18 protein-coding genes are annotated in these 20,255 nt (G+C 67.5%); 14 read left to right on the top strand and 4 right to left on the bottom strand.

All coding sequences use genetic code 11. The features are described 5' to 3' along the window. The first annotated feature begins 35 nt into the window (after window positions 1-35). The 8 genes from DI041_RS06770 (at window position 36) to DI041_RS06735 (ending at window position 8,329) form a co-directional block, all read left to right on the top strand. The gene (locus DI041_RS06770) at window positions 36-512 is read left to right on the top strand and encodes a SixA phosphatase family protein (RefSeq protein ID WP_004134282.1); all 477 of its coding nucleotides are present in this window, start codon (window positions 36-38) and stop codon (window positions 510-512) included. A 4-nt stretch (window positions 513-516) separates the two neighbouring features. Then, window positions 517-1,134: a YceI family protein gene (locus tag DI041_RS06765; RefSeq protein ID WP_046986726.1), complete on the top strand. Its 618-nt coding sequence runs from the start codon at window positions 517-519 to the stop codon at window positions 1,132-1,134. Next, window positions 1,131-3,182: a phospholipase D family protein gene (locus tag DI041_RS06760; RefSeq protein ID WP_136638465.1), complete on the top strand. Its 2,052-nt coding sequence runs from the start codon at window positions 1,131-1,133 to the stop codon at window positions 3,180-3,182. Before DI041_RS06765 ends, DI041_RS06760 begins: the two co-directional genes overlap by 4 nt. Window positions 3,183-3,192: 10 nt before the next feature. After that, window positions 3,193-3,627: a hotdog fold thioesterase gene (locus tag DI041_RS06755; protein WP_046986728.1), complete on the top strand. Its 435-nt coding sequence runs from the start codon at window positions 3,193-3,195 to the stop codon at window positions 3,625-3,627. Between the two features lie 120 nt (window positions 3,628-3,747). After that, window positions 3,748-4,539, top strand: a complete 792-nt coding sequence (locus tag DI041_RS06750; protein WP_046986729.1) for a lysophospholipid acyltransferase family protein — start codon at window positions 3,748-3,750, stop codon at window positions 4,537-4,539. 52 nt (window positions 4,540-4,591) lie between these two features. Then, window positions 4,592-5,581: a YheT family hydrolase gene (locus DI041_RS06745; protein WP_211195188.1), complete on the top strand. Its 990-nt coding sequence runs from the start codon at window positions 4,592-4,594 to the stop codon at window positions 5,579-5,581. A 56-nt stretch (window positions 5,582-5,637) separates the two neighbouring features. Then, window positions 5,638-7,707 (top strand): tetratricopeptide repeat protein, encoded by a 2,070-nt coding sequence (locus DI041_RS06740; protein WP_136638467.1) that lies wholly within the window; start codon window positions 5,638-5,640, stop codon window positions 7,705-7,707. 10 nt (window positions 7,708-7,717) lie between these two features. After that, the gene (locus DI041_RS06735) at window positions 7,718-8,329 is read left to right on the top strand and encodes a YbhB/YbcL family Raf kinase inhibitor-like protein (RefSeq protein ID WP_136638468.1); all 612 of its coding nucleotides are present in this window, start codon (window positions 7,718-7,720) and stop codon (window positions 8,327-8,329) included. Between the two features lie 132 nt (window positions 8,330-8,461). Here DI041_RS06735 and DI041_RS06730 read toward each other — a convergent pair whose 3' ends face one another. After that, on the bottom strand, window positions 8,462-9,289 hold the full coding sequence (locus DI041_RS06730) for an META and DUF4377 domain-containing protein (RefSeq protein ID WP_136638469.1): 828 nt from the start codon (window positions 9,287-9,289) through the stop codon (window positions 8,462-8,464). 73 nt (window positions 9,290-9,362) lie between these two features. Next, window positions 9,363-10,157 carry an undecaprenyl-diphosphate phosphatase gene (locus tag DI041_RS06725; protein ID WP_136638470.1) on the bottom strand — a complete coding sequence of 265 codons (795 nt, stop codon included), beginning with the start codon at window positions 10,155-10,157 and terminating at the stop codon, window positions 9,363-9,365. Window positions 10,158-10,376: 219 nt separating this feature from the next. On the opposite strand from DI041_RS06725, the gene glnA reads away from it, so the two are divergent. The 4 genes from glnA to DI041_RS06705 all read left to right on the top strand — a co-directional run bounded on the left by glnA (window position 10,377) and on the right by DI041_RS06705 (window position 14,812). After that, on the top strand, window positions 10,377-11,786 hold the full coding sequence (glnA, locus tag DI041_RS06720; RefSeq protein WP_004134320.1) for a type I glutamate--ammonia ligase: 1,410 nt from the start codon (window positions 10,377-10,379) through the stop codon (window positions 11,784-11,786). A 346-nt stretch (window positions 11,787-12,132) separates the two neighbouring features. Beyond that, window positions 12,133-12,471, top strand: a complete 339-nt coding sequence (locus tag DI041_RS06715; RefSeq protein WP_004134334.1) for a P-II family nitrogen regulator — start codon at window positions 12,133-12,135, stop codon at window positions 12,469-12,471. A 21-nt stretch (window positions 12,472-12,492) separates the two neighbouring features. Then, window positions 12,493-13,923 carry an ammonium transporter gene (locus DI041_RS06710; protein ID WP_046985385.1) on the top strand — a complete coding sequence of 477 codons (1,431 nt, stop codon included), beginning with the start codon at window positions 12,493-12,495 and terminating at the stop codon, window positions 13,921-13,923. A 142-nt stretch (window positions 13,924-14,065) separates the two neighbouring features. Beyond that, window positions 14,066-14,812: an N-acetylmuramoyl-L-alanine amidase gene (locus DI041_RS06705; protein WP_136638471.1), complete on the top strand. Its 747-nt coding sequence runs from the start codon at window positions 14,066-14,068 to the stop codon at window positions 14,810-14,812. A gap of 121 nt (window positions 14,813-14,933) precedes the next feature. Here DI041_RS06705 and DI041_RS06700 read toward each other — a convergent pair whose 3' ends face one another. Together DI041_RS06700 and DI041_RS06695 are read right to left on the bottom strand one after the other, a co-directional pair. After that, window positions 14,934-15,635 carry a LytR/AlgR family response regulator transcription factor gene (locus DI041_RS06700; protein ID WP_046985383.1) on the bottom strand — a complete coding sequence of 234 codons (702 nt, stop codon included), beginning with the start codon at window positions 15,633-15,635 and terminating at the stop codon, window positions 14,934-14,936. Then, the gene (locus DI041_RS06695) at window positions 15,623-17,332 is read right to left on the bottom strand and encodes a histidine kinase (RefSeq protein ID WP_136638472.1); all 1,710 of its coding nucleotides are present in this window, start codon (window positions 17,330-17,332) and stop codon (window positions 15,623-15,625) included. Before DI041_RS06695 ends, DI041_RS06700 begins: the two co-directional genes overlap by 13 nt. Window positions 17,333-17,459: 127 nt before the next feature. Here DI041_RS06695 and DI041_RS06690 point away from each other — a divergent pair, with 127 nt between their 5' ends. Both DI041_RS06690 and mltA read left to right on the top strand, forming a co-directional pair. Then, window positions 17,460-18,971: an alpha/beta fold hydrolase gene (locus DI041_RS06690; RefSeq protein WP_136638473.1), complete on the top strand. Its 1,512-nt coding sequence runs from the start codon at window positions 17,460-17,462 to the stop codon at window positions 18,969-18,971. Window positions 18,972-19,036: 65 nt separating this feature from the next. Then, a complete protein-coding gene (gene mltA / locus DI041_RS06685; protein ID WP_136638474.1) occupies window positions 19,037-20,197 on the top strand; it encodes a murein transglycosylase A in 1,161 nt (386 codons plus the stop codon). The last annotated feature ends 58 nt before the right edge of the window (window positions 20,198-20,255 follow it).

Below are 20,255 nucleotides of genomic sequence, written 5' to 3'. Positions count from 1 at the left end.
GTCGTAGGTACCCACCCCTTTACTGGAATCCCGCAATGCGCGAACTGATCCTGCTCCGTCACGCCCATGCCGAACCGGCCGTTTCCGGCCAGGCTGATCTCGACCGGCCGTTGTCGCCGGTGGGGCTCGCCGAAGCCGAAGCCGCCGGCAAGTGGCTGAAGGAGAACAAGCTGCTGCCGGACTGCGTGCTGTGTTCCCCTTCGCGACGGACCCGCGAGACCCTGGAAGCGGTGATGGCGGCCATCGGCTATGTCGAAAAGCGCCTGGAAGACCGTATCTACGAAGCGACCCCGGGTACCCTGGCCGCGCTGGTGGATGAGCGGCGTGACCTGGACAGGGTGCTGATCGTCGGCCACAACCCGGGCCTGGAGCAGCTGGTGGCGCTGATGACCGACGGCACCAGCAGTGACTATCGCGGCATGCCGCCGGGCGGCGTGGCTGTGCTCGGTTTCCCCCGCGAGGCCTCGATCGAGCCGGGCGTGGCCAGCCTGAATGCGTTCTGGTGGCCGTGATCCGATGAGCATGGCGCGGCGCAGCCGCTTCCTGCTGCCCGTGCTGCTGGTGTACGGCCCGGCCTGGGCTGCCGCACCACCGCCTGCGACATTGCCACCGGTGGTCGCCGAGGCGCACCGCGTGTTGCGCCTGGATACGCAGCGTTCGCAGATCGGTTTCGAGGTGCGCACCCGCTTCGGGCAGCGCATCGAGGGCGTGTTTCCGCACTTCGAGGGACGCATCGAGATCCTCTCCGACGGCCGCCACCAGGTGCACCTGAAGATGTTTACGCGCTCGGTCGAGATCCCTGGCAAGCCGCGCTACACCGGTTGGATGCGCGGTGAGGAGTTCTTCGATGCCGGCCGCCATCCGGTGGTCGAGTTCGACTCCCTGCCGTACTGGCCGGAGACCGTGGAGGACGGGGGCGACATCAACGGTAGGTTGACCCTGCGTGGGATCAGCCACCCGGAGTCGCTCAAGGTCGAGAAGGCGGACTGCGCCCGACCCGGCTATGATTGCGACGTCGTCAGCCGCGGTACCGTGCAACGAGGCCGGTATGGCATGGAAAGCTGGCAGCTTGCCTTGAGTGACCGAGTGACTTTCGTATTGCGTGCGCGCCTGAGCGAGGCGCCTAAACCGTGAACCACCTGCTGCGTGTACTGGTGCTGGCAACCGTGTTGCTGGGCAGCGGTTGTGCATCGCTGTCGCATGCCGAGCGTGACCGGGCCGAAGCCATCGCCGTGCAGGCACGCTCGACCGAAGTCGATTGCCAGCGCGCCGACCGTTGTGCGCTGGATTCGCCACTGCGGGCCCTGGCCGGCCGGGCGTTCACCGAATCCACCCCGGAACGGCCGCAGCATTACGCCACGCTGCTGGATGAGGGCGAGGGCGCCCTGGTCGCGCGGCTCAACCTGCTGCGCAGCGCCACCCGCAGCATCGACCTGCAGACCTACATCTTCGACAAGGACGACAGCGCCCGCCTGGTCATCGACGAACTGCTGGCCGCATCCCGGCGCGGGGTCAAGGTGCGGGTGCTGATCGACCAGCTCTCGGCGATCTCCGACCTCGAGATCCTCGGCGCGCTGTCCGGTGCCCACCAGAATTTCCAGCTGAGGGTCTACAACCCGACCTTCGGCAAGGCGCGCCTGAACTATTTCGACTACGCCGGCAGCGTGCTGTGCTGCTTCCGTCGCTTCAACCAGCGCATGCACAACAAGCTGCTGGTGATCGACGATGCGATCGGCGTGGTCGGTGGCCGCAACTACCAGGACGATTATTACGATTGGGACCGCGAGTACAACTTCCGCGACCGCGATGTGCTGATCGCCGGACCGGAAGCGCGGGCGATGGCCGCCAACTTCGATGCGTTCTGGCGCGCGCAGCGCAGCGTGCCGGCCGAACGCCTGAATGACGTAGGCCGTACCCTGCTGCGCCAGGGCGTGCCCACATTGCCCCCGGCCACCTTCCGCCGTCCCGAGCGGGTGCAGCGGGTCAGTGCTGAAGCCAACGACATCGACTTCGTCACCCGCTCCTTTGTCGATACCGCGCTGCCGGTCGCCTCGGTGCGCTATGTCGCCGACCTGCCGCGCAAGCATCGCCGTGAAAAAGCCGATGCACCGCTGGCCGGCCAGCATGTGACCGAGCCGCAGCTGGATGCGCTGATCGCCAGCGCGCAGAAGGAAGTGATCCTGCAGACGCCCTACCTGGTGTTGTCCAAGCCGGCGCAGAAGCTGTTCCGTGAACTGCGCAAGCGTCCGCAGCCGCCGCGCGTGGTGGTGTCCAGCAACAGCCTGGCGGCCACCGACAACCCGATCGTGTATGCGCTGTCGTACAAGTACAAGCGCCGCAACATGCGCGAACTGGGCTTCAATATCTTCGAATACAAGCCGTTCCCGCTGGATGCGCCGGTCGACTACCGCAATCTGCTGCCTGACCCGATCGCCGTGCCCGATGGCGCGGATGACAGTGGCCGCAACCCGTTGATTGGTGGCAGCGCGGCGGGCAGCAACGCGCGGGGTGGCAGCGATGGCGGTTCAAACGGGACCGGCAAGCAGGGGCCGGTGAACCACCCGCGTACCGGCAGCGCCTACCAGAATGCCCGCGAACGCCGTCGGGCGGCTGGCAGCGAGGTCGAAACGCGACTGCTGCGCACCGAGACGCGGCCGTCGTTCCTGGGCAGCAAGGCAGTCAACAAGCCGCTGCCGGTCACCCGCAAGGGCGCGCGCATGGGGTTGCACGCCAAGTCGCTGGTGGTGGATCGCCGCATCGGCGTGGTTGGCACCCACAACTTCGATCCGCGCAGCGAGAACTACAACACCGAAGGCGCGGTGATCATCGACGACCCGGTCTTTGCCGAGGAACTGGCGCAGAGCATCCTGCGCGACACCCATCCGCAGAACTCATGGACGGTGGCGCCGCGGGCCAAGCCGCCGGTGCTGTCGGGGCTGAACTACAGCGTAGGCAAGGCTTCCGAAGCGCTGCCGATTCTCGATTTCTGGCCGTGGCGCTACGCCACCGACTACGAATTCAAGCCCGGCCCGGACTGCCCGCAGCCGCTGCCGAGGCAGGATCCTGATTTCCATCGCTGCTACAGCGCCGTCGGTGACTTCCCCGAAGTCAACGTCGGGCCGAAGTGGCTGCTGGTGCGCATGCTGACCGCATTCGGTGCCGGCCTCGTTCCCATCCTCTGAAGGTGCCCGCATGACCCAGGTGTTCCGCGAAGCCGTTTCCATCGAGCAGCTCAACGCGCTCAGCCGCAACACGGCGATCGAATCGCTGGGCATCGTCTTCAGTGCGGTTGGCGAGGACTGGCTGCAGGCCACCATGCCGGTGGACGAACGCACCCGGCAGCCGTACGGCATCCTGCATGGCGGTGCTTCGGTGGTGCTGGCCGAGACGCTGGGCAGCAGCGCCGGCAACCTGTGCGTGGATGCCACAAAGCAGATCTGCGTTGGCCTGGAGATCAACGCCAACCACGTGCGTGCCGTGCGTTCGGGTACGGTCACCGGCACCGCCCGCGCGCTGCACGTGGGCCGCAGCACCCAGCTGTGGGAGATCCGCATCGAGGACGAGCAGGGGCGGCTGGTGTGCATCTCGCGGCTGACCCTGGCGGTGGTGGCCGCCGGCCACGGTTGAGCCCCACGAGGGCGTGTTGACGGCAGCGGAACCCAGCGTTCCCCGCCGATTGCCCCGGCCAATGGCTGTTATGGCCTAAATCGGCTGGCAGCTGCTGCGGCGCTCCGGTATCGTGCGCGGATGACTTCCCCCACTCCGGCCCCCCGTGGCGGCGTGGCGCGTGTGTGCCGTTACCTGTACCGCGTACCGCTGCTGTTGGTCCACATCACCGTGTTCCTGCCGCTGATCCTGATCGGCATGCTGCCGCCGTGGGGCGAGCTGCGGGTGGGCGAGGATACGTTCGGAGCCAAAGTGGTGAACTGGTGGCAGGGCGGGCTGATGTGGATCTTCGGCTTCCGCCTGTCGCAGGTCGGCAGGCCGCTGCCGGGCGCGGTGCTGTTCGTTGCCAACCACGTCAGCTGGGTCGACATCTCCATCCTGCACAGCCAGCGCATGATGGGCTTCGTTGCCAAGCGCGAGATCGCCAGCTGGCCGCTGGTCGGTTGGCTGGCCGCGCGTGGGCAGACCATCTTCCACCAGCGTGGCAACACCGAATCGCTCGGTGGGGTGATGCAGGTGATGGCCGACCGGCTGCGTGCCGGCAAGGCGGTGGGCGTGTTCCCTGAAGGGCGCACCCGCGGAGGCCACGAGGTGGGCCCGTTCCATGCCCGCATCTTCCAGGCTGCCGTTGAAACCGGCGTGCCGGTGCAGCCGGTGGCGCTGGTGTACGGGCTGAAGGGCGACGCGCAGACCATTGTCGCGTTCGGTCCAGGCGAGAGTTTCTTCGCCAATTTCCTGCGCCTGCTCGGTGAGCCGGCGCGGCATACCGAAGTGCATTTCCTGGAGCCGATCGGTGCCCAGGACCTGGAAGGCCGTCGGCGCATCGCGGAAACCTCGCGCGCGCGCATCGTGGCGGCCATGAGCACGCAGTGAGGGTGCGGTGGCTCTGATCCCGCCACCTGTCCTGGACGCCGGTACGCCGACGCTGCATGCGGCCGACTACCAGCCGCCACGCTGGCTGCGCAATCCGCACCTGCAGTCGATGCTCAGCTCCAGCCGCATGCGCCTGCAGCGCGGCCTGCTGCTGCTGGCGGCCACCGGTGCGGTCAGCGAAGAACTGATCCTGGATGGCGGCGACGGCGTGCGCCTGCAGGGCTGGCACAGCCATGTCGAAGGTCGCGAGCCCAAGGGCATCGCGCTGCTGCTGCACGGCTGGGAGGGCAGTGCCGAATCCAGCTACATGCGCATGGCGGCTGCGCGCATGATCGAACAGGGTTTCGATGTGGTGCGCCTGAACTTCCGCGATCACGGCAACACCCATCACCTCAACCCCGGCATCTTCCATTCCAACCTGATCGACGAAGTGGTGCATGCCGCAGGCGATATCGCCCAGCGCTGGCCGCAGCTGCCGCTGGTGGCTGCCGGCTATTCGCTGGGTGGCAACTTCGTGCTGCGGCTGGCCCTGCGCGCGCCGGCCGCCGGCGTGCCGCTGCTGCGGGTGGCGTCGGTGTGCCCGGTGCTGGACCCGGCGCTGACCATGGACAGCATCGAGAGCGGCCCGGCGATGTACGACTGGTACTTCCGCCGCAAGTGGGCCGGTTCGCTGCGGCGCAAGCGCGACCTGTTCCCCGAGCTGAGCGACTGCGACGACCGCGTGCTGAAGCTGGACATCCGCGCGCTGACCGCATGGCTGGTCGAACGGCATACCAGCTTCGGCTCGTTGCAGGCCTATTTCGACGGTTATTCGATTGCCGGTGACCGCCTGGCCACGCTGCAGGTGCCGGCCGACATCCTGATGGCGAAGGATGACCCGGTGATCCCGTACGTGACTTTCAGCGACTGGCAGCTGCCGCGCCAGGCGCACCTGGAAACGGCCTGCTGGGGAGGCCACTGCGGCTTCCTCGAAAACTGGCGGGGTGATGGCTTCTCCGAGCGCTGGGTGGCGCAGCGCCTGCAGCGGGTGCTGCAGGCCTGAACCGGCACCGGTGCGCAGGCCGCTACAATGCGGGTTTGCACTTGAACCGGACTGTCATGCAAGACCAGATCATCCAAGCGTTGCGCCAGAACCAGGCCGACCAGGCCGTGCAGCTGGCCCAGGCGTGGACCCGTGATGAACCCGGCCAGGCCGAGGCCCACCGCTGGCTGGCGCTTGCGCTGCAGCAGCAGGGCAACGCCGGGGCCGCGATGGAGGCCCTGCAGCAGGCGCTGCAGCTGGCTCCGGACGATGCCCAGCTGCACCTGCAGCACGCCGGCCTGCTGCTGGCGCTGCGCCAGTTCGAAGGTGCTGACGAAGCGCTGGCGCGTACTACCGGCCTCGATCCCAATTCCTTCTCCGCCTACCTGATGCAGGCGCACCTGGCGATCGGCCGCAACGATTTCGACGAAGCCCAGCGCCTGTCCACTCTTGCCTCGCGCGTCGAGCCGGACCATCCGGAACTGCTGACCATCGACGGCATGATCGCGCTGCGCCGTGACGACCCGGATCGTGCACTGACGCTGCTGTCGGCCGCCAACCAGGCACAGCCCAACGATACCCGCGTGCTCTACGCACTGGGCTTCGCCTATCTGGGCAAGGACATGCTGGCCTTCGCCGAACAGGCCTTCCGCCGTGTGCTGGAGCTGAACCCGGCGATCACCTCGCTGCACGGCCTGGTGGTGCAGCTGGCGCTGCGCCAGGGCAACCTGGAGGCGGCGGCCGAAGCAATGCAGATCGCCCTGCAGCAGGAAGGCCTGGATACACCGTCGATGCGCCGCCTGGCCGGTGAGCTGGCCCTGCGCAGCGGGCAGCCGCTGCAGGCGCTGGAGCATCTGCTGCCGTTGCTGGAATCGCTGCCCGACGACCGTCAGGTACTGCAGCTGCTGCTGATGTCCTGGCAGCGCCTGGGCCGCGAGGACGAGGCGCGCGCACGCCTCGACGCCGCGCTGGAACAGTATCCGCAGCTGCACGACCTGTGGCTGGCACGGCTGGCCGTGGAAGACGTGGGAAGCCCCACCGCCGCCGCGACGGTCGAGCGCTGGATGGACACGATGCCGGGCCACCTGCCGGCGCTGGAAGCACGCCTTCGCCTTCATGACATGCTGGGCGAGCATGCGCAGGCCGAAGCAATCGCCGAGCGCATCGTCAGCCTCGAGCCGGGCCGCGTAAGCGGCGAAACCCGCCTGGTCGAAGGCCTGCTGCAGCGCGACCCGGCCGCCGCCGTCGCCCGCGTGCAGGCGCTGATCGACATGGCACCGGAAGGCCATCGCGCCGACCTGCGCACCTGGCTGGGTGAAATCCAGGATCGCGCCGGCCAGCCGGAAGAAGCACTGAACACGTGGCTGGCGCTGCAGGCCGAGCAGGCACCACAGCGCCTGCCGCTGCCGCCGCAGGCCAAGGCACCGCCGAGCTGGCCGGACAAGGGCGAGATCGACGGTGATGCCACCTCTGCGCCGATTTTCCTGTGGGGCGCACCGGGTTCGGGCGTGGAACGCGTGGCGACCGGCCTGGCCGCCGCCAGCCCGGTGCTGCGCAGCGACCGCTATACCTCCAATGCGCCTGACGATGCCTTCCAGAACTACCACACGCTGCAGGACCTCGCGTCCGGCGTGCTGACCCCGGAGCGGCTGGTGCAGCGCTGGCGCGAGCAGTTGCCGTCGCGTGGGATCCAGGACGACGCCGTCATCGACTGGCTGCTGTGGTGGGACAACGCGCTGCTGTGGGCGCTGCGCCCGCAGTTGCCGCAGGGCCGCCTGCTGGTGGTGGTGCGCGATCCGCGCGACATGCTGCTGGACTGGGTGGCCTATGGCGCCGCCGCACCGCTGGCGATGACCTCGCTGGCCGAAGCCAGCGAATGGCTGGCACGCGCACTGGCCCAGGTCGCCACGCTGCACGAGGAAGACCTGTATCCGCAGGTGCTGCTGCGCATCGACCAGATCGGCAACGATCCGCAGGCGATGGCCGATCTGCTGGGCCGCCTGTTCGAGCGGCCGATGCCGCCGGCCGCCCAGCTGGGTGCACCGCGCTTCCCGCCGGGCCACTGGCGCACCTACCGCGACGTGATGAGCGCCGCCTTCGCCAAGCTCACCCCGATCGCGGTGCGCCTGGGTTACCCGGAAGAGTGAGGAGACACCGATGCAACTGAGCAGCCACAGCCTGACCAACGGTGCACCGATCGGCCGCGAGTTCGCCGCCGGCGATGCCGCCGGCTTCGCGCCGGACCGCAATCCGCACCTGGCCTGGAGCGGCGTGCCGGAAGGCACCCGTTCGTACCTGCTGGTATGCGTGGACCCGGACGTGCCGACCGTGCCGGAAACGGTCGGCCGCGCGGACATGACCGTGCCGCGCGACCAGCCGCGCTGCGATTTCGTGCATTGGGTGATGGCCGATATCCCGGCCTCGGTGCAGGAGATCGCCGCAGGCAGCTGCAGCGACGGGTTCGTGGTGAAGGGCAAGACCGCGCCGGCTGGCCCGGCCGGCAGCCGCCAGGGCCTGAACGATTTCACCGGCTGGTTCGCCGGCAACCCGGACATGGCCGGTGATTACCTTGGCTACGACGGCCCGTATCCGCCGTTCAACGACGAGCGTATGCATCGCTACTTCTTCCGCGTGTTCGCGCTGGACGTGGCTTCGTTGGATCTGCCGGTGCGCTTCACCGCCGCCGATGCGTACCGCGCCATGCACGGCCACGTACTGGCCGAAGCGGCGCTGCACGGCACCTACACGCTGAACCCGGCGCTGGGCTGAGGCTGTATATCGGGTAGTGCCGGCCGCTGGCCGGCATGTCCCATGTCCGCCGGCGGTGCCTGTGGCAGCCGGCCAGCGGCCGGCTCTACCGCCAACGAAGAAGGGCGGCCTTTCGGCCGCCCTTCCATCGTTTTATTTCTTCTCGATGGCCGACTCGACCACCATGTCCAGCACGTACGCCTGCGACGGCGCATCGGCCGGCGGGTTCTTCACCTCGTAGCGCTTCACGCGCACCACGTTGCGCACGCCGTCTTCGTGGGTGTAACCCTCGATGCTGCCGTAGAAGTTCTCGAACTTGCCCGGCTCGCCCTGCTTCAGGCCCTTGTCGTCGAACTTGACCTCACGCACCTGCAGGCACTGGTAGTCCGGGATCAGCGGGTGCGAGCATTTCTGGGTCTTGGCGGCCACTTCCAGGAACACGGTTTCGCCGGCGCCGCCGTAGCGGGTTTCAGCGGTCGGCTCCGGGTTGAAGACCAGCACATCGCCCTTGGCGTTGGTCAGGGTCAGCTTGCCGTCGGCATCCTGTTCGGCCTTCAGCTCGCCCTGCAGGCGGCTCGACACGGCTTCGTCCAGCGCCATCAGCGCCTTGTCGGTGCAGGCCATCATGGTCGAGGCCATCGCGCTGACGCTCAGCTTGCCGTCGGCCAGGGTGTAACCGCCACCCATGTGGTTGCAGGCGTTGCTGACCGACAGGCGGCCATCAGCGAAGTCCAGGGTGACCGGCTTGTCTTCGCGGGCGAACAGCGCGTCGATGCGCTTGCCGTCGGCGGCGGTGGCCTGCTGCAGCAGCCAATGCTGGCTCTGCAGTCGCTGCGCATCCAGGTGCGCCAGCGTCTGCTGGTCTGCTGCCTTGGCCGCCGCCGGGGCAACGTCGTCGCCGCCGGTGCCGGCCGGTGCCGGGGTCTGGCTGCAGGCGGCCATCAGGGCCAGCGGGAGGAGCAGTGTGAGCTTGCGGTTCATGGTGATTCTCCTTGGGGAACCGTGGGGGAAACGGGGTGGGGCCGGCAACGGGGTTACCGTGCCCCGGCGCTGTTCAGCTGCCGGAGGGCAACCACAGCAGCAGCGCGGCGCCCAGCGCGATGCGGTAAAGCGCGAACGCGGTGAACCTGTGCGACTTGATGTAGCCCATCAGCCACTTCACTACGACGAAGCCGGTGATGGCCGCGGCAATGAAGGCCACACCCACCTCGGTCCAGTTCTCGCTGGCCAGGTTTCCTTCCTTGGCCAGTTCCAGGAAGGTGTACGCACTGGCCGCGAACATGGTCGGAATGCCGACCAGGAACACGAATTCGGCGGCCGCCGCGCGACGGCTCAGGCCCAGCAGCATCGCCAGGAAAATCGCCGAGGCCGAGCGCGAGGTGCCGGGAAACACACCGGCCACCACCTGTGCCAGGCCGACACCAATGGCCACCGTCCAGGTCACCTGGTCGCGGTCGGGCAGGCGTGCGGTATAGGCCTCCACCAGCAGCATCCAGATGCCGCCGATGATCAATGCCCAGGCCACCGGGCTGACCGTTTCCGGTAGGGACCAGCCGGCCTTGCGCACCACCAGGCCAACCACCGCGGTTACCAGGAAGGCGGCACCGAGCTTGAACACGTACTCGCGGTTCTCGCGCTGGCCGAAGCCGGTGGCCAGCTGCAGCAGGCGCTGGCGGAACACCAGCACCACGGCCAGGATCGCACCGGCCTGGATGATGATGTTGAAGAAGTCCGATCGCGCGCCCAGCCAGTGCTGGGCGATCAGCAGGTGGCCGGTGCTGGAGATCGGCAGGAATTCGGTCAAGCCTTCGAGGATGCCCAGCAGCAGGGCGGAGAGCAGGTCGGACATGGACAGTGCGGGTGTGGGCGGCAGAAGAAGGTCGAAAGAATAGACGATCCATGCCGCACCAAACGGGTGCGTCTGGTTCCAGTTGCACCCGTTTGGTGCGCGCTGTTCTGCACCGATCCGGAGCGCCCTTTTTGAAATCAATGACTTGCGGGCGGCCAAAAGTTGGCACGGTCGTTGCTGTACCTCAGCAGGCATTCATCCCCATCCGAGGTCGTACCGATGTCCGTGGAAAACGTAGAAAAGCTGATCAAGGACAACCAGATCGAGTTCGTCGACCTGCGTTTCGTCGACATGCGCGGTGTCGAGCAGCACGTGACCTTCCCGGTCAGCATCGTCGAGCCGTCGCTGTTTGAAGAAGGCAAGATGTTCGATGGCAGCTCGATCGCTGGCTGGAAGGGCATCGCCGAATCGGACATGGTGCTGCTGCCGGACACCGCCAGCGCCTACGTTGATCCGTTCTACGCCGATCCGACCATCGTGATCAGCTGCGACATCCTCGACCCGGCCACCATGCAGCCCTACGGCCGTTGCCCGCGCGGCATCGCCAAGCGCGCCGAGTCGTACCTGAAGTCCTCGGGCATTGCCGAAACCGCCTTCTTCGGCCCGGAGCCGGAATTCTTCATCTTCGATTCGGTCCGCTTCGCCAATGAAATGGGCCATACCTTCTTCCAGGTCGATTCGGAAGAAGCGGCGTGGAACAGCGGCGCCAAGTACGACGGCGCCAACAGCGGCTACCGTCCGGGCGTGAAGGGCGGTTACTTCCCGGTGCCGCCGACCGACACCCTGCACGACCTGCGCGCCGAAATGTGCAAGACCCTGGAACAGGTCGGCATCGAAGTGGAAGTGCAGCACCACGAAGTGGCCACCGCCGGCCAGTGCGAGATCGGCACCAAGTTCAGCACCCTGGTGCAGAAGGCCGACGAACTGCTGCGCATGAAGTACGTGATCAAGAACGTGGCGCACCGCAACGGCAAGACCGTTACCTTCATGCCCAAGCCGATCGTCGGCGACAACGGCAGCGGCATGCACGTGCACCAGTCGCTGTCCAAGGGCGGCACCAACCTGTTCTCCGGTGACGGCTACGGCGGCCTGAGCCAGATGGCGCTGTGGTACATCGGCGGCATCTTCAAGCACGCCAAGGCCATCAACGCCTTCGCCAACTCGGGCACCAACAGCTACAAGCGCCTGGTGCCGGGCTACGAAGCGCCGGTGATGCTGGCCTACTCGGCCCGCAACCGTTCGGCATCGTGCCGCATTCCGTGGGTGTCCAACCCGAAGGCACGCCGCATTGAAATGCGCTTCCCCGATCCGATCCAGTCCGGCTACCTGACCTTCACCGCGCTGATGATGGCCGGCCTGGACGGCATCAAGAACCAGATCGACCCGGGCGCACCGAGCGACAAGGACCTGTACGACCTGCCGCCGGAAGAAGAGAAGCTGATCCCGCAGGTCTGCTCCTCGCTGGACCAGGCGCTGGAAGCGCTGGACAAGGACCGCGAGTTCCTGAAGGCCGGCGGCGTGATGAGCGATGACTTCATCGACGGCTACATCGCGCTGAAGATGCAGGAAGTGACCAAGTTCCGCGCGGCCACCCACCCGCTGGAATACCAGCTGTACTACGCCAGCTGATCGGTGGCGATGGCGGTGGGCTTCCCCCTCCCACCCGCCGCCATCGCTTCCGTCTTCGCGGCTGGGGAGCCGCAGGGCGGGCCCCGGCCCGCCGTGGTAGAGCGGACCATTGGTCCGCTGCATTGGAAACGCGGGCCCTTGGCCCGCTGATCCAGGGGTAAGAGAGACCGGATACGCGACATGGGCCGCCCTCCCTCCCGCGTCGGCCGTGCAAGGAGAGAGGCACGGCTGTCCCGGCCCGGTTCGTGTCCGGTGCAACAGCCACGGCCATCAACACGATGGCCCGTGGTTGCCTGATGCCATCGCGCGCTGGCGCGCTGGCCCCATCCACCATCGGGACATGCGCATGAAACTGATCTCCGCCATCATCCGACCGTTCAAGCTCGACGAGGTCCGCGAGGCCTTGTCCGATGCCGGCGTGTCGGGCATCACCGTGACCGAAGTGAAAGGCTTCGGTCGCCAGAAGGGCCACACCGAGCTGTATCGCGGTGCCGAGTACGTGGTCGACTTCCTGCCCAAGATCAAGATCGAAACCGTGGTCACCGACGAACGTGCCGACGCAGTGATCGAAGCGATCCAGTCGTCTGCAGGCACCGGCAAGATCGGTGACGGCAAGATCTTCGTCACCGCCGTCGAACAGGTCATCCGCATCCGCACCGGCGAAATCGGTGCCGACGCGCTGTAACCCCCTTCCGGAGACTCCCCCATGAAGATGCGCCTTCTCACCGGGTGGCAAGCCCGGTTCCATCTGGTGTGCCTGTTGATGCTGCTCAGTGCGCTGGCTGCTGGCGCCTGGCCGGGAACTGCCCATGCGCAGGCCCAGGTGTCGCCGCTGCCAAGCGAAACCGTAGCGGTCGAACCGCTGCAGGACCCGGTCGCCGCGGCTGCCGCACCTGCCGTCGCCGAAGCCGCCGCGGCCTACGACCATGGCGACGTGGCGTGGATGCTGACCTCCACCCTGCTGGTGCTGCTGATGGTGGTGCCGGGCCTGGCGTTGTTCTACGGCGGCCTGGTGCGTTCGAAGAACGTGCTGTCGGTGCTCAGCCAGATCCTGGTCGTGTTCTCGCTGGTGCTGCTGCTGTGGGTGGCCTATGGCTACAGCGCGGTGTTCAGCGCCGGTAATCCGTTCTTCGGTTCGTTCACCGAGTTCGCCTTCCTCAAGGGGTTCACGCCGGAGTCGGTGGGCAACACCCCGATCAAGGGCCTGCCGGACTACCTGTTCGTCGCCTTCCAGTCGACCTTCGCCGGCATCACCACCGCACTGATCGTCGGCGCCTTCGCCGAGCGCATCAAGTTCCGCGCGGTGCTGCTGTTCTCGGCGTTGTGGTTCACCCTCAGCTACATCCCGATGGCGCACATCGTGTGGGGTGGCGGTTACCTCGGTGAAATGGGTGCGATCGATTTCGCCGGCGGCACCGTGGTCCACATCAATGCCGGTGTTGCCGGCCTGGTCGCCGCGTGGTTCGTCGGCAAGCGCCTGGGCTACGGACAGACCGCGCTGAAGCCGCACAACGTCCCGTTCACCTACATCGGCGCGATGCTGTTGTGGGTCGGCTGGTTCGGCTTCAATGCCGGGTCCGCCGCCGCCGCCGATACCGTCGCCTCGCTGGCCTTCCTCAACACGGTGCTGGCCACCGCTGCTGCCGTGCTGGGCTGGACGCTGGTCGAAGCGATCAGCAAGGGCAAGCCGTCGGCACTGGGCGCCGCCTCGGGTGCGGTGGCCGGTCTGGTCGGCATCACCCCGGCCTGCGGCACAGTCGGCCCGCTCGGCGCGATCGTCATCGGCTTCGTCGCCGGTGTGGTCTGCGTGTGGGGTGTGACCGGTCTCAAGCGCCTGCTGAAGGTGGACGACACCGCCGACGTGTTCGGCGTACACGGTGTCGGCGGTATCGTCGGCGCGATCCTCACCGGCGTGTTCAGTGCGCAGTCGCTGGGCGGCACCAAGGCCGATCTGGATATCGCGCACCAAGTGTGGGTGCAGGTGGTCAGTGTTGGCCTGACGGTGGTCTGGTCGGCGGTGGTGACCACGCTGATCCTGCTGGTGGTGCGCAGCGTGGTCGGCCTGCGCGTGACCGAGGAAGCAGAGCGTACTGGCCTGGATGTGACCTCGCACGGCGAATCGGCCTACGAGGCCTGATGCGTGGCGGGCGGCCCTGCGGGGCCGCCTTTGCGTTTGGTGGGTGCCAAGCTTGCTTGGCACTGCTCCTGCTCTGGTGGGTGCCGACCGTTGGTCGGCACCGTGGCATGCATCATCCGGCCTGATCGCGCACAATCGGGCCATGCACCCGATCCGCACCGCTCTGATGCTCTCGGCCTGTCTGTTGCTGGCCGCCTGCGCTTCCGCGCCACAGGAAGCCCGCAATCCGCTCGCCACCTGGGTGCCGTCGCCGAACCAGAACGCGCGCACGCCGGTCATCATCGTCATCCATCACACCGAGCAGAAGTCGGTGCAGCAGAGCCTGCACACGCTGCGTACCGCCAACAGCGGCGGACGGGTCAGCGCGCACTACCTGATCGGCGCCGATGGCCATCGCTACCAGCTGGTGGCCGATGAACGCCGCGCCTGGCATGCCGGTGCCGGGCGCTGGGGCACCATCACCGATCTCAATTCAGCCTCGATCGGCATCGAACTCGACAACGACGGTCGCAGTCCCTTCAGCCCGGCGCAGATCGAGTCATTGATCGTGCTGCTGCGCGATCTCACTGAACGGCTGAACATCCCGCCGCGGCAGGTCATCGGCCATGCCGACCTGGCGCCGACCCGCAAGCAGGACCCAAGCCGCTTCTTCCCCTGGCAGCAGCTGGCCGACGCCGGGTTCGGCGTGTGGCCGCGCGCCGCCGATGGTGCGGCACCCGAAGGCTTCGATGCATGGAATGCGCTGGCCCGCTTTGGCTACCCGCTGGACAACCGCGAGGCCACCGTCGCCGCCTTCCACCGTCGCTTCCGTGGCCGCGACGACCTGCCGAAGACGCTGGATGCCGAAGATGCCCGCATCCTGCATTCCTTGCTGCTGCAGACCCCGTAGATGCTCGCGCGGCGCAGAACACCCGGAAGTGGGTAGCGCCGGGCCATGCCCGGCGAGCGCGCAGCGCGGCCACCACCACGAAGTGCAGTAGTGCCAGCCCATGGCTGGCAGCTTCCACACCTCACTCCATCCCCAGCTCTCCGCGTATTGCCGCCACATGCGCGCGGCCCACGGCCAGCTCGCTGCCATCGCTCAACACCAGCCAGTAACGGCTGCCCGATCCTGCATGCAGCATGCGCACATGCTGCAGATTGACCAGATAGGAACGATGGCAACGCACGAAGTCGCCAGGCAGCACGCTGCCCAGTCCGGCCAGGGACTTGTCGTGCAGCTCGCTGCGGCCATCGCGCATGCGCACCTGGCTGTAGTCGCCGTCGGCGCGGATCCAGAGCACGTCAGCAAGTTCTACGGTCGCCGTGCCCTGCGCCCGCCAGACACCCAGATAGCGCGCGCGGCCAGGGCGGGAGCCGCCGGTGTCGAGCAGGCGTTCCAGTGCCTGGCCAAGGCGCTCACGCGAGAACGGCTTGGGTACGAAGTCGAGCACACCATGCTCGAATGCCTGCAGCGCGCGATCGCGATGGGCCGACACCACCACGCACTGATAGCGTCCGGCCACCGCGCGCCGAAGCAGCTCGAAACCATCGTCGCCGCCCAGGTTGAGGTCCAGCAGCAGGCCATCGTAGACGCTGCGTTGCAGTCGATCTCCGGCCGACTCCAGATCAGCAACGGCGTCGAAGCGCGCGCGCGCGCCTGCCAGTTCACTGCACAGGCGCAGCAGGCGCTGGCGTACCAGCGGCTCATCCTCGACGATCAGGATGCGCATGTCAGTTCGATCCGGCTGCACCAGTGGTCGCCTTCGGCGCCCTGCACGAAGGCCCATCCGCCAGGACAGGCGGCGGCCAGGCTGGCCTCGATATAGCGCGTGCCGGTGCCGCGGCCACGGTGTGGGGCGGAACCCCGCGCACTGCGCAGCTCCAGTATCCAGCGCGCGTTGGTGCGTTGCACGTGCAGGTGGAACGGATGCTTTGCGCAGGCCAGCGCACCTGCGTGGGTCAATGCATTCTCCACCTGGGCATGCAGGATGCCGGGCGGCAACGACAGCATCGCGTCTTCGCCATCGACCTCCAGCCGCATGCGCTGGTCCAATGCCATGCCAACGATATCCAGATGGCTGCGACAGAGCGCCAGTTCGTCCTGCAGGGGAACGCTGCGCCGGCTGCTGCTGTCGCGCAGGCGATCAAACTGGTCGGCCAGTGATTCCACCAGGCGGCTGGCACGCGCTGGTGCCTGTTCGATCAACTCCTGCAGGCAAGTCAGGGTGTTCATCAGCCAATGCGGCTGGATGCCCCGTTGCAGCAGCTGCAGCGAAAGCTGCGCGCGTTCTTCGCTCAGCCAAGCGTTGTGCCGGTCCAGTGCCTGCAACTGGGCAGCGTGGCGCAGCAGCAGGAACACCATCAGCACCGCCAGCAGCAGGAAAAAGGGCCCATCGAGGAAGGCGCCGCCTGCGACCAGCAGCGCCAGCAGTCCGGCCAGCAGCAAGGCCAGGATCGGCCAGCGGTCCTCGGACTCGCCATGCGCGCGCAACAGTACCCCTGCCGAGGCGATCAGGCTCGACAGCAGCACTGCCGCTGAGCGCGTATCGAAGCCGGGCAGCGCGACAGCGGCGGCAATGATCACGGCCAGATAGCCAAGGTAGGCGGCCCGCGGCATGGCTACCGCGAAGCGGCGTGCAAGATAGGCCGGCAGCAACGCCGCTGCCGCCACATGCAGGCACAACAGTGCCACCAGGCGTGGGCCATGCCATGGATAGGGATACCCCAGCAGGGAGCGCCAGGCCTCGACCACGGGCAGTGCCAGCCCCACTGCGCCCAGTGCCAGCAGCAGACGGGCCCCGGGTGCCTGCGTCTGGCCGCGCAACACGGTGAGGAAGTACAGACAGGCCGCCGCCAGTGCACCGGTGGCGAAGGCGGCGATCAACCACGGCAGGATGATCTGGCCGTACAGCACGGCCGCGGGTGCGATCAGCACCATCGCATCGGCACCATGCAGATGGAAGTGCTGCTGCTGGCTCGACGCAAGCACGATCAGTTCGTCGCTGCGGTTGCCCGAAGCAGGAGGCAGCACACGCACAAGGTCGATGCGTCCAGGGTGCTCTTCCGCAGCGCTGCGGCCGACCACGCCATTGCCGACCCACGGGTTGCCGTTCCAGTACAGCTGGCTGGCGGCACGCAGCGACAGCCGCATCGTGCGGCCATGCACGTCCGCGGTGGTCGGCGCTGGCACCTGCCAGCGCAGCCAGTAGGGGCCGCGCCAACCTGCCAGCTCGCGCTGGTCCAGTGGCTGCCAGTCCAGATCCTGCGGCGGTCGCGCGGGCACGGCGCCGGCGGCCCCGATGTTCGCAAGCGCCATCTGCGCGCCCGGCACCTGCACCAGACCGGGTGGCGGCGTCGACACGAGCAGCCAGACGGCCACGGCCGCAAGCAGCACAGCAAGGACAGCCAGGGTTCGTGGGATCTGCATGGAGGCCATCCTATCGGTTGCGTGGAGACAGTGGACGGCCGCCTGGAGACGTTCGGCAGGTGCGCACGCCCCGTGTGCTGCGGAAGGGCAGACGCTGGTGGCGCACGTCCTTCCATCGGAGCCCGACATGACCCGCAGCGCCCGCACGCTTCCCCGCAGTTCCCATCGTTGCCGCACTGCCATCGCCGCCGCGCTGGCTGCAATCGGCCTGGCGCTGGCCGTGGCCACCCCCGCGCAGGCCAGTCCGGCTGCACTGGCGTTCGAGCCCTACACACTGCAGACCAAGGCACATGGCAGCATCCCTGCGGAAATCGCCGTGCTTGCGGTGCCACGACGGCACAGCGAGCCGGATGGACCACGCATGCAGCTGAAAGTGGTACGCCTGCGTGCAACCGGCGGCAATGGTCGCAGCGCTCCCGTGGTCTACCTGGCCGGTGGCCCGGGCGGCTCCGGCATCGACACTGCGCGCGGCCCACGCTGGCCGGTGTTCGACCTGGTCCGCCGCGAGACCGATGTGCTGCTGCTCGACCAGCGCGGCGCCGGCCTGTCCGAACCGCCGCCGGAATGCCCGCACCAGACCCGATTCGATGATGCGCAGCCATTGCAGCGCGATACGGCGCTGGTCGCGCTGCAGGCAACGGCAGCGAAGTGCGTGGCGTTCTGGCGGCAGGCTGGCGTTGATCTGGGTGCCTACACCACGGCCGAGAGCGCCGCCGACCTTGACGACCTGCGCCGCGCGCTGGGTGTGCCGAAGATCAGCCTGTGGGGCATGAGCTACGGCACGCATCTGGCCCTGGCTGCGGTGCGACTGCACGGTGAAGGCCTCGAGCGCGTGGTGTTGATGGGCACCGAAGGTCCTGATGACACACTGAAGCTGCCGCTGAGCAGCGACGCGCTGCTGCAGGAGCTTGCGCAGTTGGCGCGCAAGGATGGCTTCGACGATCTGGTCGGATCGGCCTCACGCGTGCTGCAGGCGCTGCGTGAGCAGCCACGGCAGGGCCGCAGCCGCATGCACGAGGGTCGCCAGGTGACCATCGGTGAATTCGATGCGCAGATCCTGATCGCCAATGCGCTCGGCCAGCGGCACACCCAGCAGTGGCTGCCGCTGGTGCTGCGCGAGGCCGAGCGCGGCAACTACGATCCGCTGGCAGACCTGGTGCTGATCGTGCGTGCGCAGTTCGCCGAGTACCCGGCAATGGGGCTGGCGATGGATGTGGCGTCCGGGCAGAGCCCGCAGCGCTTGGCACGGGTGGAGGCGCAGGCGCGCGAAAGCCTGTTCGGCGACGCCTTGAACTTCCCGTTCCCCGCCATCGGCAACGGCCTGGGCCTGGCCGATCTGGGCGAATCCTTCCGTGGCCCGCTGCGCAGCGAGGTGCCGGTGCTGTTCATCAGCGGCACGCTGGATGGACGCACGCCACCAGCCAACGCCGATGCACTGCGTCCAGGCTTCCGCAACGGCCGCTCGCTGCTGGTACGCAACGCCAGCCATCACAACGAGTTGTGGACGGGCAACCCCGCCATCGCCCGCAGCATCGTCGAGTTCCTGGCCGGTCGCACCGTGAGCGATGCCATGCTGGACGTGCCGCCGCCGGTGTTCGCCACCAGCAACAGTGGCCTGCTGGGTAGCGGCGGACGCTGAAGGGAGAGCGCGGCGCCGGGCACCCGACGGGTCCGGTGCCGTGCCATTTCCTCTACATTGGGGCAATGAAAGACATCATCGCCCCCCTGAGCCGCACGAGCTTGAGCCTTCTTGCGCTGGCCGTGCTTGCGGCCTGCAGCACCACCGGCACCCGTCCCGAAGCACCGCCAGCACCAATCAAGCCTGCCGCCACCTACGCCAAGGTTGAATGGAGTGCGCTGCCGCCGGTTTCCGATACCGATCTGCAGGCCGGCTTCGTTGCCTGGCGCAGCAGCTGCACCCGCCTGAAGAACGACGCTGTCTGGGCCAAGCCCTGCACTACGGCTGCAGCAGTGAACGACAAGGACCCTGCCGCGATCCGCCAGTTCCTGCAGCGCGACCTCGATGCCTACGCGCTGCGTGCCGGGGGGCACCAGGCTGATGGGCTGATCACCGGCTACTACGAGCCGATCTACCCCGGCAGCCTGACCCGCACCGACAAGGCCACCGTGCCGGTGTACGGCACGCCGGATGACCTGATCGTGGTGCAGCTGGACAGCGTCTACCCGGAACTGAAGGGCAAGCGCCTGCGCGGCCGTGTCGATGGCAAGGTGCTCAAGCCCTATGACGATGCAGGCACCATCGCGGCCAAGGGCGCCAAGGCCCCGGTGCTGGCCTGGCTGACCGATCCGATGGACCTGCAGCTGCTGCAGATCCAGGGCTCGGGCCGGGTTCGCCTGGCCGATGGCACGCAGGTGCGCCTGGCCTATGCCGAACAGAACGGGCATCCCTATCGCGCGATCGGCCGTTGGCTGGTGGACCAGGGCCAGCTGAAGAAGGAGGACGTGACCATGGACGCGATCCGCGCCTGGGCCAGGGCCAACCCTTCCCGTGTGCCGGAACTGCTGCGCAGCAACCCCAGCTACGTGTTCTTCGTACGCAGCGCGGACAGCCCGGAAGGCCCGCGCGGTTCGCTGAACGTGCCGCTGACGGCGGGTTACAGCGTGGCGGTAGACCGCACCGTGGTGCCGCTGGGCAGCCTGCTGTGGCTGTCCACCACGCGCCCGGACGGCAGCCCGGTGGTGCGCCCGGTGGCCGCGCAGGACACCGGCGGCGCGATTGCCGGCGAAGTGCGCGCGGACCTGTACTGGGGCAGCGGCGATGCCGCGGGCAAGCTGGCCGGTGACATGAAACAGAAGGGCAGCATCTGGATGCTGTGGCCGAAGGGCGCCCCCTTGCCGAAGTAGTTTGGCAGGGGTCAGATCCCTCTCCGCAGGAAAGGGATCTGCGCGCGAATGCCTGATA

The sequence above is a fragment of the Stenotrophomonas maltophilia genome (assembly GCF_004920835.1).
Lineage (GTDB): Bacteria > Pseudomonadota > Gammaproteobacteria > Xanthomonadales > Xanthomonadaceae > Stenotrophomonas > Stenotrophomonas maltophilia_AQ.
The sequence above is the reverse complement of the archived record's forward strand: the minus strand, read 5'-3'. Positions and strand labels throughout refer to the sequence as shown.